This window comes from Paraburkholderia sp. RL17-347-BIC-D, assembly GCF_046027915.1.
GTDB lineage: Bacteria > Pseudomonadota > Gammaproteobacteria > Burkholderiales > Burkholderiaceae > Paraburkholderia.
Window position 1 is genome coordinate 1 of the sequence record NZ_JARESS010000103.1, and the last position, 13,009, is coordinate 13,009.

The following is a 13,009-nucleotide window of genomic DNA, read 5'->3' on the forward strand; positions in this document are numbered from 1 at the left end:
TGGTTGTCGAGGTTGAACGAGTAAAAGAGCTTGTCCTGTCCGCTACCCGTGCTAACCAGTCAGACTGCGGCGGCTGTTTGATATGGGCTGTCTCCGGAATCTGGCTTCAACGTCTGGGCCGACCGGTTTTCATCCATTGAGCGCCGGACACTTCGAGTGATCAGAGTAGGTGCCGGCGGCTCGTTGGGCGCCTAGGTTCGCCCGGCAGCGGATCGGTAACTCAGCTGTCCGGTGAATGGCCGCCCGCATCCGTCGGCGTTCGCCGGCCCCAACCGATTGATGCCGATCCCTCTTTTCCAGTACTCTGGCGAAGACCTGCTTATCGCGATCGGCGGTTGTGATGAATCTGGATTTTCGGCTGGCCGTACCCGGAGACTCGGAATGGCTATTTGACACGTACCGGCGAACGATGAAAGGTTTCGTCACCTCAGCGTATGGCTGGGACGAAGACTTGCAGCAAGCGGGGTTTGCAAAAAGCCTTCGCAAAGGCTCTTGTCAAATAGTTACGTGGGAAGGCAGTCGATGGGGGTTCGTGCACTGGGACGTCGAACCAGATCTCGTATGGCTGAGGATGCTTTCTATCGTGCCAGAGATGCAAAACAAGTTGATCGGCAGTGCAGCGATTGCCAAGGTCATGTCGTTGTCCAGTTACTTACAAAAAACGCTGTACTTGAATGTCTTCGTATGCAACCGAGCTGCCTATAACTGGTACAGCAGAATCGGTTTTGTCGAAATCGAAAACGACGGCAAGGTTTCCACTTTGGTGCTTGTACCTTCGCCATCACCGGCTCTTATGGAACGGCATGCGTAGTCTTCCAGGCACCGTGTCCCCAGCGGGAACAGCCGGGCTCGGCCAAATCCAGTCATTCGACATCTCTCTCTAGATCGTCGACAAACCGCAGAGCAGCGGAATCAGGTGATATCGACGCACGACCAAGGTCACGCCTCGGTACGTCGTGAAGGGCGACGCGCAGAGAAATGACCCAGCGTCGGCTCAAATGCCCTCGGAAATCAGGCCGACCCAAAACCCGTCCCTGCATCAATTAATAGAAGGCAAGGACCGAAAAGCAAGTGGGCTGCCAGTTGGTCGTCGTGAGTGGCAGGCGACTCAGTAGTCCTTTTTTGCCGCAACCTCGATCAAGTCTTTCACCGCTCTTACTGGTCAACGAATCCCACCCGTCTTTCGCAAAGAAGTCAAACCGCGCCTCTCTTGTTTTAGCGGTTCGAGGTATGCGAGCGGACTTTAACCTCAGAGGGTTAGCGGCAGATAACAACACAGACAGATATACAACCTGATAACTTCTCTGGGATGCGTGGCGGCCGTGACCCAACTAACGATACGACACCGGTTCGCGTTTCACTGAAGCGCGTTTGGAGATTGCGATGAACTCGTTCCGCGTCCTCGTTTTGCTCACAGCGTTTCTGTTTAGCGGACCTGGTCAGGCCCGTCTAGTCGAACCTCCCAAATTACAAGAATCGTGCCAGCACGCAGGTGAAGGCTTGGGTGACGATGAGACAAAGGTTTGGATGGCAGTTTGCAAGACGGGGTACGCTGATTCAGAACAACTTCACGTGTCTGAAATAAGCGGCAAGTTTTTAAAAGCCATTCTGTCTGAAGACATTTACACAAAGAACCTTCCTTCTAGGGGGCTTACTTTCAAAGGATTTGTGGTTGCTGGCCACGCAAACTTAAGCTACGCGCACATTCCAAGTAAAGTCGAATTCCTGAAAATGACCTTTCAGGACGAATTGTCTTTCGCAAATTCTAGCGTCGACGGCCCCCTGATATTCGAGGACACCCAGTTTTCAATCCCGGCCAACTTCAACGGAAGTCATATCAAAGGCGACGTTTTGTTTGACAACATCGTCGGAAGCCTAAGCGCAATAAACGCGATAGTCGACGGCCAATTTCTGATAATTAATTCACTTTCAAAGACTGACAACGTCATTAACCTGACCGGCGGACACTTCAACCGCCTCTTCATGTCAAATGTGTCTTTTAAAACAATTTTCTTATCTGAGACAAGGGTCGATAACAACGTGGCCCTCCGTGATGCTGCCGTTAAATTGTATCTGGACATGAGGTTTGCGAAAATTGAAGGGAATCTACTATTAGTCAGGTCGGGCGATAACACCAAAATGCTTGCAGATTCAATGCACGTAAAAGGTTGGTTTCTACTGGAAAAATCCCCATTACAGACGCTGGTCGCGCCCCGGCTCCAGGTAGATGGAATTTTTTACCTGAATGTTTATGGCTTCGGTAGTAGCTCAATTGGGAACGATTCGGATGAATGGGACGGCGGCTGCCCTACATCCACGCAGTGGAAGGGCGACACAATACTAGAAAGAACCACCTCCTCGATTGATTTACGGGACGCCCATATTGGCACTATCGCGTCCCCCATTAGTCTTGCATCATGGCCAACCTTTCTTTATATCAATGGTTTGACCTATGACGTTATAGAACCCTATACGTTTGAGCCGCTGGACCCAAACGCTGATGATAATTCTGGAGAGCTCGCGTTAATGTCATTCCCTACCGACTGGTACCGTTGCTGGCTGAAGCGCTCGCGAGCGCGCTTCACACATAGATTCGAGGCGCAGCCTTACCGACAGATGGTGACGTACCTCAAAAGCCATGGTGAGGAAACGGCAGCAGCCGCAATCAGTATTGAAGGCAAAAATGGAGAGCGAAGACAAGCCTGCCAGGATGGGCCAGGCTTCTGGGTGTATTGCGCGTATCTCGTACTGTCTTGGCTACTGGTCGGTTACGGGTACCGAATGTACCTTCCCATTTGCTTTTCGATAGCCCTATGTCTGGTTGGTCGGTTCGTTATAAGAAACGCCAAGATTACTTACAAATCGCAGAAGTTAGGGGGCGGCCCAGCATTACGACAAGTTCGAAGGAAGTCCAAACATAAACAAAATCCCTTGGGTTTGGCATACAGCTTTGATATGTTAATTCCCCTGGTAAAACTACAGGGGGAGCATTATACGGACGTGGAAGTTCACGGGGCAGCGAAATACTACTTCTATTTTCACAAGGTCGCGGGGTGGGTGCTTAGTTTTTACATCCTCGCTGCTTTTGCAGAGCTGTCCAAATAAGCTTGTTGAAAATTGCGTTGTTGATGCGCATATTTAAGTGCAACGGTCGTCATTGAAAAGCCCGCGCCCAAGCCGGCAATAGGCACGCAGCCGAGAAGCCGACGCCAGCTGACGGCAAGCGAGCAGACGGGCGCTCTTTGCGACACCGATCCATGAATCGAGTGATATGCGGAGACGTCGAGATCGAACGGCCGCAATGGAGCGCAGCGGCCGTCTCCTGTGGGTCGAACTGAGTCCGACGCCGGTCGGCCTGCGACAGATCGGTGATCCATTCAGCATCGGACCGGGTTCGGCCATGAGCCGACCGTCACGCCGCGATTTCAGTGGACATTCGAACGTCTGTTGCTCCCAAACATCCTTCGCAAGACGGCTTTCAGAAGCGACAGCTGAAGACGCCAACGAGACACCGAATGAGCCGCCCAGCGACTACGGTACTGAGCGAGTGGAGGATGCCTATAGATTGATCTAACCCTAATTTCTATTGCAAAGTATCGAAGGTGGTCTCTACAGCGTGCGTTGTGACGACGTATTGTAGGGATCTCTTTGCCTCACCTCTCGCGACCACTCGAAACTGCGTTCCGGCGGGAATGAGAGCCCAGCAATAATCTGCATTAGGAACTTTCTGCCGTGAACCGGCAAGCCCTTTACAAAGAACTCGACCGGCGCGATCTTGCAACTGAAAATCGGTCACCTGAGATGGCGTATTGATTGTGGCGAGTACCATTTGACGCTCGGGTAAAGTTATCCAACCTTCAGAAAGGTAGGAACCTGTCGCATCGAAGAACTGTGCATTTCGTCGATCAGCAACAAAGCGGAGATTGTCACCGAAAACGGGCCATTGTCCCTGAGAGTTAGCTGTGGGGTATTTTCTTTCCATCTTCTGAATCCATTCCGAATGTGATTGAAAGGCTGTGGACATTCCAAAGGAAATCCCATCCCCAGCAGCGCAGTCGCTGTTGGTGCGGCCCGACGTGATACCAATGTCACTAAGTTGCCCGCCTGACTCCCAAAGCGGTCCGCCTGAGTCGCCTTGGCAAACGGTTGCCTGAGAAGAGCCAGGACTAGACCCGTACTTTGAGCAAACACTTGCCGATGCGTTCAGGTACGTAAGGGCATCGCATTTAGTCGAGATCAGACTTCCTTGGGATTTGAGACCAGGTTCGACTAAGGCTGTTAAAACAGGAGCGCTTGGATTGAATGCAGGCGCGCTATATCCATATCCGATCGCAGTGCCACTTGACCAATTCGGAGCGACGTTGCTCATTGGAGGGAACGATGGTGGTGAAATCTCTGTTATTGGAGATGAAAGAACAAGAATGGCAAGGTCATCGCTTACCCGCGAATTCGAGAAGTTATAATTCTCATCAATCTCGACTTTTTGGATTCGTCTTATTCCAACGTGCTGGAAAAATGCGAGCCATCGTCCCTCTTGAAGTAACGGAGAGCGATCTAGCATTCCACCGCCGTTTATGCATGTAGATCCTGATGGATAGTTCGCCCCTTGATCAAAAAAACAAGCACAGTGAGCGGCGGTTAGCACCAAGTTTTGCCGAATCAATGTTCCCGTACAGCGAGCACCAAAGACATCTGAGCCGTCTAACTTGGCGAGTAGCAGAGCCACGCCAGGGTGCCCAGTCGTCGTTCCACTTTGAGGTCCATTGATTGCCGGGATAGGGATCAAACTACCGGGTGTAACTGCGGCTATTGTTGACGGACCCACTGGTGGATTGACCGCTAGGCGCTCGAACAACTGCGTGGTGGAAAGGGACGCCCATTGTTTGGCACGCTTCGCGGGGACACCGCCCAGAGAGTGCAATGATTCAAGAATCCTTGATTTAGCAAGGTCGCTTCTATCACGGATGTCACGCGCAGGTTCGTCGAGTGTCGACAGCGTGCCGGTAACGGGACGCTGATCTCGCTCCTGCGAAATCGCAATTTGCGATGAGGTGGTAAGTTCAAGAAAAAACGCGATAAGTATGATCGCACCTTGGACTATTTTTGGAATATTAATCATTTTATCTCCGGCACACGATTCACTGCTGTTGAACGTTTTTGCCCGAGAGTGAACGTTACTTAACTTGATCGGTGGTTGGGCTTGCCAACGCAGCCGATGCTGCCATCGGCGCAGGGTTACTGTAACCCGGTACAGGAGAAGCGCCATCGTCGACGGATACCTTGACGGTGCTTCCGTCGGACTGAACCAGCAGGTCACCCAGCCTGGTTCCGACCGCGACTGGGTGTGCAAAGCTGTAGTCGAAGGAAACGCCGTCGGTTTCAGCATATGCCGAATTTAAGGACGCGCCAGGTAGCCCCAAATTGGCTGCAGCGTTTGCTCCTGCTGCTGCAGCGGCAAGGTTTGCATTCACTTGATTCACATTTGCATCACTGGCGGCCGATGCTGCGCCGGGCGCCGATGCTGCAACTGTGTTTGACGCTGCTTGTTGGACGTTGTATCGGGCTTGGTTAGAATTTATGTACAGGCGTGCCTGCGCGGCAATCGCAGCAGACTTATCTGAACCATACGACAGAGTCAGATGACGAGCGTAATAAACCTCTGATACGTATGCCAGTCGCACCTTTCCGCAGGCGGATTGATACTTGTCGTTTAAGCGATCATAGACAGCCTTTATCTGCCGCATCTGTTCATTCGAGAGTTTGTCCAGGGCTTGACGTGCGGTGGTTTGAGCGGTCAACCAAGGCAGCCCTGCCCATTCAGCAGCCGGCATCGAGAGAACGTAGGTAGATAAAGCTTTATGCTCCGCACCTATACCAAAAATGGCGAATCCCGTCGGAGCAGCGCCTCCAGCGGTCGTGACTGATCCCTCTGTCTGGAATACTTCTGGAAAACTTACGAGCCCGAGGCGTGTCCACTTATTACCGATGGTGATTCCACTTGGCGTCTCAGATGCGTCAAAGGCCACCGTTCCAGATGCTGCCTGAGGAGATTCAGGTAATATGAGACGAGAAGTAAAGAAGTCGCTCATCGCGCTATGAAACCCTGGCAAGGTCATGAGGAAAACTGATTCAAACTTCTTGTCAGCCGGCACATTGTCGTCCGGGTTGGAGCAAACGATGTATACATCCCCGGGCTCGACGGTACTCCGGGGAGGGAATAGCGCGACCAGATTGTAAGGCGCCAGTTTTTTAGCCCACGCCTTTCCAAGGTCAATATTCTCGAGCTTCGGTGAACCGCAAGCTTCGACGGCCATCAACAGGATGAGGGATATCCAGCCTTGTACGCGATTGAGTACCATGTTCGTATCCTTTACAACTTGTCCGCTCAAACCACAAATGACATGAAGAGAAAGCGGTCATCTTGTTGCGACGCGAATAACGTTGCTTTGAATTACTTCGATCGCTGCGATACAACGAAAATTTTATTTGTAAAGGATGCGAACTAACAATCTGCGATCTAAAAAAACTCCAAGAGAGAAAGCAAGGTCCAAATTAGCATGGTTCAAATTTAGCGTTATTCAATGTTCTACTAGAACCAATTTGTGCGCTAGCACACACATCCTGCTAGATGCGCTGTTTCGGACAGCTAATGCGATCGTGGTACAACGTGCGAGTTGAGAGCCCTATCGGGGTGCGGAAATTCCTCGCACTTAAGTAATCGAGACGGATAGCTGTTGAGTGCACCGAGCACCGCAAGTGACCGTTGACCCTTGTTGAACAGCCGTTCGGTCATCGTCCTACCGAATGGCAGAAGTGGGTCGAGTGCGGAAGTCGGTGCAGGCCGACGATCGCGGAGCCCGGCCAGATCAGCACTTGCGAACTCGGCCATTAACGTCCGTTGCTCGACTCCAGAGTAGTCGCGACGTGGAAAAACCGATTGCACACAAGCCACGGGCGGATCCATAAGCGAACGCCTATGATGTTTCAAGCAATGTCTAACTATCGTGAAAGTACGTGCGGCCGTATGCTTGCTTCTTGCAGTCAGAAGGTTTGGGGCGGGGTGATGAGGCGGGCCACTACCGCGTTATGCACTCTGGCAGCTGCGAGTGCACCGGCAATAAGGAGACGACGCGGTCTGCGCCGCGTATCAATGTAAATGACGACTACCATTATTTTTTCCCATGCTGCGTGTCTGGATCATCGCCCGGGCCCTGACCATCCGGAATCGCCGGAACGTCTGAAGGTCGTGCTGCGCGCGTTGCAGTCGCCGGAATTTGCGGCGCTGGAATGGCGCGATGCACCGATGGGCACACTCGATCAGGTGCAATTGATCCACGACCAGGCCTTCGTCGATGCGGTCGCGGAGATCGCCCCGCAGCGGGGTTATGTGCCGCTCGATGCGGGCGACACGGTGATGTCGCCGGGCTCGTGGGAAGCCGTGATGCGCTGCGTCGGCGCGGCTTGTGCCGGCGTCGATGCGGTGATCAACGCGCAGGCGCGGAACGCGTTTTGCGCCACGCGTCCGTGTGGTCATCACGCCGAGCCAGCGAGGGCAATGGGTTTTTGCATTTTCAATCAGGCTGCAATCGCTGCGGCTTACGCTCATGAAGTACACAAGCTGGAGCGCGTCGCGGTCGTCGACTTCGACGTCCATCACGGCAACGGCACCCAGGCAGCATTTTTCAGCCGCCCGGAGCTGTTTTACGCCTCCAGCCACCAATCGCCCTTGTATCCCGGTACGGGCGCCGCATCCGAGACCGGCGTGAACCACAACATTGTCAATGTCCCGTTGCCCCGAGGATGTGATTCGGCACTCTTCCGTGCACAGATCGAGTCCGACATGTTGCCGGCGGTACGCCAGTTCAGCCCCCAACTCATCGTCATTTCGGCAGGCTTCGACGCGCATCGCCTGGACCCGCTCGCAAGCCTGAACCTCGAGGACAGCGATTTTCGTTGGATTACCAATGAGTTGATGCGTATTGCCGATGCGACGTGCGAGGGGCGCATCGTTTCGATTCTGGAAGGGGGTTATAGCCTGGAGGCCCTGGCCACTGGCACGATGGCACATGTCCGTGCCTTAATGAATGTTGAGGTCAACCGATCAGACTCACAGGTTACCGGTCTACGCAGTGACTTCCGGCCGTGACCGGCAAGGAACCGCCATTCGCCTGCAAGTGGCTCGGGCTTTCAGGCGTCCGTTCCAGACCACGAAGCGGTCGGCCGATACGAGCCGGCCAACAGTTGCTTGATTACGGACAGCGGCCCGATGCTCGCGGTCGAGAATGGCAAGAAGGCGCCAATCCTATTTTTTGCACTCGACGAGGTATCGTGTCCAACCACACCTGCCGCCCGCTGAATGGCATAACGGGATACAGAGGGAGTCACCGGTCACTGAGCGCGACGTAGAATGTTGCGCGCAAAACTCTGTTTCAACAGCCTCAAGGTTGGGCCCGCGCGGGCAGTCCGCTCCTCCGACATGGATTGTCCTAGCGGCCATGTGTGCCAAGTAGACACGTGAGCCGTCCCGACCGTCGCGCAAGTGCTCAAGCTCGCCACCATGATCGTCAGTGGCCCTGCGAGGACCTAAAACATAGATCCTCGATTGGCGTTTTGTAGCGTTTGAGGTTGAGTGGTGATGCGCCGTTGGTCCGAAATTCCGTGGCACGTCATCGGCATGTACTAAGATGCTAGAAGTGGGTGAAAGCTGACCTTCGCTCCACTCATTGAGATCATGCTTTCAGGGGCAGTTCATGGATGCGTGCGATTCAGTCGACCTCGTCGTCGTGGCGGCCCGAAGTATTGTCCTAATTATTGCCGCGGCCGGTGGGGTTCTCTGCATCTTTCTCGGATGGCGATTATATAAAGACGCAATTCTTTCCAAAACTGAAGGCTCCGCCGTCCTTAAGCAAGGCAAATTCAAGCTCGCAGCTGCGGGCCCCGGCGTATTTTTTGCGCTGTTTGGTATGTGGTTATTAGTGAAACTGGTCGATCGCCCGGTGCAAGTTGGGAATTCGGCAACTAGCCCCCAAGCAGAGTTACGCGGTCCCACCCAGTTCAAGCGCGGCGGGCCTCATGTGCCAATTTACAGTACCCCATATACATGGCTCAATGCTGCCCAGCCCGCTATATCGTCGAGGTTAGAAGTCACCCGAATTGTTCAAGTTGATAAAGACGAGAATAAAACTAGTTCCAATGCGAAATGTTTAGTCAAGCGAACTCATGTAATTGTTATGTTCGGAGGTCAAAACGAAAATATCACCTCCACTGTTGCGCGCCAGGCGCTCGCTAGTGCGTCACAAGCTTTGAGACGTGAGGAAGAGAATCTCCGGTCTAACGGCTTCCTCGATGCAGCGATGGAGAAGCGAAAGGAAATCGAAGCGCTTGATGCAATGCGCACTAATGTGGTTGAGTGAGCGCGCTTACCCGCCGCTGCTAGCGCTTTCCCTAGTCTTGGGGACGTGCGTATGCGCATCCGCAGAAACTTATGCCGAAACAAGCCCGCCGCAGTGGCAGCGCGACTTTGCAGATATGATTGACCGCGATTGGCTTACACTGAAAGCCTTGGCATTTTCTGCTGGAAATGGAAAAAGCGAACCTCTCACACGCGTTAAATTGAAATTGATATTGTCGACGATGCCGAAGGATGAGGTATGCGCCGCGTCCCTGACTCCAGCTTACACTGTCGAAGACGACAACGATGACCCGGAGATCCGGTTCTGCGTGAGCAACTTCGGATACTTGGAAAGCTACGTTGCCGCGCGCGCGCTTCTCACGTTTGTTTATCCGGATTCAGCCAGTAAAATCTTTGGTAAGACCGAGAATGAAATGGCTGAAGCTTATTTAAATTACCTGCAGGACAGATTGGTAAGACAGCGTCGGGGGTATTGTGAGTTCAACTCCTATCTTTATGTACTCGTGCACGAGAATTTCAGTGAAGACTGCGTTGGAATTATGCCAACAATAAGCAAAGAGGAGCAGCGCAGTTGGACATTGCGAACGTTCGAAGGTGGTTATGCACGCTTCATTGCGCAGCACCCTGGGTCCGATTCAGCGGCGGCCTATGAAAGACATAGAAACATGCTCTACGACCAATTTATAAAATGGAGCTATCGGTCCGTGATCCTTCACGAACTTGGACACGTTTTGAATGAAGACTTATCCGGACGAGAGGCCGGTGACATGGAGTTGACCGCAGACCGTGCCGCATTTGAAATGGTCGGCCAGTCAATGCGTCCCGGATTACCCCAAATTGCAATGATGCATTCGCTGTTTTTTATGGCGAGGATCGTCTGGGCGACTAACGGAAAATTCGACGACCTTGTCAAACGAGCGAACGAAGCGAACAATATTTACAGGTCGTTTGTCAGTCATACGCCAGAAAGCGTCCCTTCGTTAACTTACACGCCCTTCACGAATTCACTGAGCCGGAACGGGACCGTCACGTACGCGCGCCATTTGCACGAGAACTTTGAGTATCTTAACAACCCTCGGTCGACGCGGTGGGTACTAGGACTGCCAAAATCAGCTGCGTCTGTCTTCCTCCTTCCGGGGGAACGTGCTTACCCGTTTCAGGAGGGCGAAAGTGTCCTCTAGGATGCGGCTTGCCGACCACGGCTGCAAGCTCGCTTGCGGAAAATTGTCGACGCTTTTCTTGTTGCCGCAGTACGATCCCGTACTCAAACGAGCTCGCTCCGGCCCTACTCGCATAAGTTCAGAATTAATAGACATTTGTTGGCAGCCTGGCTGGGATCAAACCAGCAACCCCTGCCTTCAGAGGACAGTCGACGTACATGATGATGACCCGTTGGCAAGGCTCTGCGCGGAGGACCCCGAAGACGCGCTCCGGCTCGTCGGCCAGTGAATGACCGGAGTACTCCGGAGAACGTCGCTCGGGCCGCGATCCCTGACCGGCAGAGAAGGGTCGATCACAGGCGTCGCCGGTCGGCCCAGAAGTAGCATCGCCGCGATGACTCACGAAGCCGTGAAGGTGTTTGAGAACAGAGCGCCAACGCATATTTGAGACACGCGTCCAAGCCCTCATCGGGACCAGTAGAAATCCACGGGGATAAGCTCGACGGCCCATCCACCTTCTTCGCCCAGCGTGGCCGCCGGGTGCATGGAGGCGATGCGCAACGCCTCGTCATGGGTATCCGCCTCGATGATGAACAGGCCGCCCACGACTTCCTTCGACTCGGTATAGGGCCCATCGGTGACGTGCGTCTTGCCACTGCGCGGGCGGAGCGTCCTCCAGTTGTCCAGATCGCCAAGCGATGCGGAAATCAGTACCTTGCCGGTAGCCCGCATCTTGTCGTCCAATGCGGGGCATTGGCTCACCAATTTCTTGACGTCGTCTGGCGCCATCGCGGCGAATTTATCGGGCGTGAAGTAGGCAAAGCCGAGGTATTTCATGGGAGATCCTTTGGGTGTGAATAACCTGACGACGAAGCTGATGATCGAAAATCGACAATCTTCTGAAAATTTGTAGCGGGTCTGGCCAGACTGTCTGCTTTTGGGGTCGCGCGGTGCCGACCGCCGGGCTCGTGCTGCACATGCGGATCGCGTGAGGCAGAGGTCGGCCAGGAGGCGACGATCGCGCGATTCGGCAATAGGGCTGACCACCGCTAAAAAGCGGTCGGTCGCGACGCACTTAGCTGGGTCGTTCGCAAGGCGCGCTCCTGCAGGATGCCGATGACGCGCTCTCGGCGGTTGAGGACCGGTGATCGCCGCCGCGTTAAGCCTGATTTGCCGAATCAAGCAATCAATCAGCGCCCGTTTCATCGACGGGCGTCTGCGAACTTTCTTCCACCGTATCTTTCTCCTGGACCGCACCTCGCGCTCGCATCGTTCGATTCTGGAGGTTTGCCCGTTTAGTCAAACGAGCCGCAACACCGGCACTAAAAATGCGATAGTTCTTTTCGGAAACGTTCGTCGTTGCTATGACATCAGCGACGGTTAACCAAGCCTCGACGCGCTCGGCATGTTCCAAATTGCCGAGTGCGCCGTCAAGGCCCATAAAAAGATCATCAGCCAGCTGACTGGCATAAATCTCTTGCCATGGCCTGTCACCGCGCAAAGCCTCCGGGCGGAACGTTGCTAAAACCACAACCACGACCACCATCACTGCCACCGAGCAAATGATGGTCCAAACTAAGGGCGTTCGAAACTCGCTCAAGGGAATTGCTAATGCCGCTACAGTTCCATCCACGACTAGGAGCCCGAGGACGAGAAACCCCAGAGGCGTTTTTACAGCGTCGATGACGGAAGCGCGAGCATCGGGTGTATTAGACATGAGTCAGCCCCTCAATCGACGGCGCTTTATCGCCTCGCTTGCGAACAAGCTTAATAAGTGACTCGGCCTCGGCCCTCGACAGTAGAAAATTGGTGGCTTGTGGAGCGCGGAAGATCAACATGCCCCGGAGAATATTATCTTCTTCCAAGGAAGCAGCGAGAATCGGCTTGCTGAAGGAAACCTCGTATTGGACGTCCACACCGTAACTGTCCCATTCCGGCTTCTGGTATGGATCGGTCGTCAGTTTGCCCCAACCATATACGCCGCGGACGCCTTGGTTGCCCGCCAGCCAAAAGAAAACGAAATCCCCCGGGCGCATTTCTCGCCTGTATCGTGTGGCATACCAGGTATCCTGAACGCCAGGAACCAGCTTCTCCCGAAGGTCATATCTCTCAACGACACTTTGAAAAAGGAATACACGTGGAGCGGTTTCCTCCGATCGCCCCGACTTCAATGAATATAGCGTCTGCCCGTGTGCATTTGCCTTCTTCGCGCGCACCACATCGGATGATCGCTCCAAAAAAGCTGCAACCTCTTGGAATGGGATTCCAGTGTCTCTTGCCAAGCCCTGAGAGGTTCGCCATTTGAATTCCGAACCGCGGAACGCTTCTAGAATGGTCTCGCGACGATCTTTTTCTTTCATGTATGTAGCTCCTGCAGGTAGTCCGTCAGAGTCCAGAGCCGGCATTCGTCGCCGAAGTCTGAACGGCGGGTCAGGGT

Annotated in this window: 10 protein-coding genes; 5 read left to right on the top strand and 5 right to left on the bottom strand. The window is 53.7% G+C overall.

Annotated features, from left to right (window positions below):
* Positions 1–340 precede the first annotated feature (340 nt).
* Positions 341–811: a GNAT family N-acetyltransferase gene (locus P0D96_RS46310; protein ID WP_408320886.1), complete on the top strand. Its 471-nt coding sequence runs from the start codon at positions 341–343 to the stop codon at positions 809–811.
* A 572-nt stretch (positions 812–1,383) separates the two neighbouring features.
* A complete protein-coding gene (locus tag P0D96_RS46315) occupies positions 1,384–3,105 on the top strand; it encodes a pentapeptide repeat-containing protein (protein ID WP_408320888.1) in 1,722 nt (573 codons plus the stop codon).
* Positions 3,106–3,583: 478 nt separating this feature from the next.
* Here the strand turns inward: P0D96_RS46315 and P0D96_RS46320 are convergent, their stop codons facing one another.
* A complete protein-coding gene (locus P0D96_RS46320; RefSeq protein ID WP_408320890.1) occupies positions 3,584–5,119 on the bottom strand; it encodes a S1 family peptidase in 1,536 nt (511 codons plus the stop codon).
* Between the two features lie 55 nt (positions 5,120–5,174).
* Positions 5,175–6,359, bottom strand: coding sequence for a hypothetical protein (locus P0D96_RS46325; RefSeq protein ID WP_408320891.1), 1,185 nt, complete (start codon positions 6,357–6,359; stop codon positions 5,175–5,177).
* A gap of 797 nt (positions 6,360–7,156) precedes the next feature.
* Between P0D96_RS46325 and P0D96_RS46330 the strand changes: the two genes are divergently transcribed.
* From P0D96_RS46330 to P0D96_RS46340, 3 genes are all read left to right on the top strand, one after another.
* Positions 7,157–8,146: a histone deacetylase family protein gene (locus P0D96_RS46330; protein ID WP_408320893.1), complete on the top strand. Its 990-nt coding sequence runs from the start codon at positions 7,157–7,159 to the stop codon at positions 8,144–8,146.
* Between the two features lie 604 nt (positions 8,147–8,750).
* A complete protein-coding gene (locus P0D96_RS46335; protein ID WP_408320895.1) occupies positions 8,751–9,413 on the top strand; it encodes a hypothetical protein in 663 nt (220 codons plus the stop codon).
* Positions 9,414–9,528: 115 nt separating this feature from the next.
* Complete coding sequence (locus P0D96_RS46340) at positions 9,529–10,593, top strand: hypothetical protein (RefSeq protein WP_408320896.1); 1,065 nt, start codon at positions 9,529–9,531, stop codon at positions 10,591–10,593.
* A gap of 444 nt (positions 10,594–11,037) precedes the next feature.
* Here P0D96_RS46340 and P0D96_RS46345 read toward each other — a convergent pair whose 3' ends face one another.
* The 3 genes from P0D96_RS46345 to P0D96_RS46355 all read right to left on the bottom strand — a co-directional run bounded on the left by P0D96_RS46345 (position 11,038) and on the right by P0D96_RS46355 (position 12,932).
* Positions 11,038–11,409 carry a YciI family protein gene (locus P0D96_RS46345; protein WP_408320898.1) on the bottom strand — a complete coding sequence of 124 codons (372 nt, stop codon included), beginning with the start codon at positions 11,407–11,409 and terminating at the stop codon, positions 11,038–11,040.
* 349 nt (positions 11,410–11,758) lie between these two features.
* Positions 11,759–12,289 carry a hypothetical protein gene (locus P0D96_RS46350; protein ID WP_408320900.1) on the bottom strand — a complete coding sequence of 177 codons (531 nt, stop codon included), beginning with the start codon at positions 12,287–12,289 and terminating at the stop codon, positions 11,759–11,761.
* A complete protein-coding gene (locus P0D96_RS46355; RefSeq protein WP_408320902.1) occupies positions 12,282–12,932 on the bottom strand; it encodes an EVE domain-containing protein in 651 nt (216 codons plus the stop codon). The genes P0D96_RS46350 and P0D96_RS46355 overlap by 8 nt, the downstream gene beginning before the upstream one ends.
* Positions 12,933–13,009: the final 77 nt, after the last annotated feature.

Bases quoted from the DNA above. Each gene is read 5' to 3' on its own strand.
- P0D96_RS46350 (WP_408320900.1), bottom strand. From the start codon at position 12,289: ATGTCTAATACACCCGATGCTCGCGCTTCCGTCATCGACGCTGTAAAA.
- P0D96_RS46345 (WP_408320898.1), bottom strand. From the start codon at position 11,409: ATGAAATACCTCGGCTTTGCCTACTTCACGCCCGATAAATTCGCCGCG.
- P0D96_RS46325 (WP_408320891.1), bottom strand. From the start codon at position 6,359: ATGGTACTCAATCGCGTACAAGGCTGGATATCCCTCATCCTGTTGATG.
- P0D96_RS46320 (WP_408320890.1), bottom strand. From the start codon at position 5,119: ATGATTAATATTCCAAAAATAGTCCAAGGTGCGATCATACTTATCGCG.
- P0D96_RS46310 (WP_408320886.1), top strand. From the start codon at position 341: ATGAATCTGGATTTTCGGCTGGCCGTACCCGGAGACTCGGAATGGCTA.
- P0D96_RS46340 (WP_408320896.1), top strand. From the start codon at position 9,529: ATGATTGACCGCGATTGGCTTACACTGAAAGCCTTGGCATTTTCTGCT.
- P0D96_RS46330 (WP_408320893.1), top strand. From the start codon at position 7,157: ATGACGACTACCATTATTTTTTCCCATGCTGCGTGTCTGGATCATCGC.
- P0D96_RS46335 (WP_408320895.1), top strand. From the start codon at position 8,751: ATGGATGCGTGCGATTCAGTCGACCTCGTCGTCGTGGCGGCCCGAAGT.
- P0D96_RS46315 (WP_408320888.1), top strand. From the start codon at position 1,384: ATGAACTCGTTCCGCGTCCTCGTTTTGCTCACAGCGTTTCTGTTTAGC.
- P0D96_RS46355 (WP_408320902.1), bottom strand. From the start codon at position 12,932: ATGAAAGAAAAAGATCGTCGCGAGACCATTCTAGAAGCGTTCCGCGGT.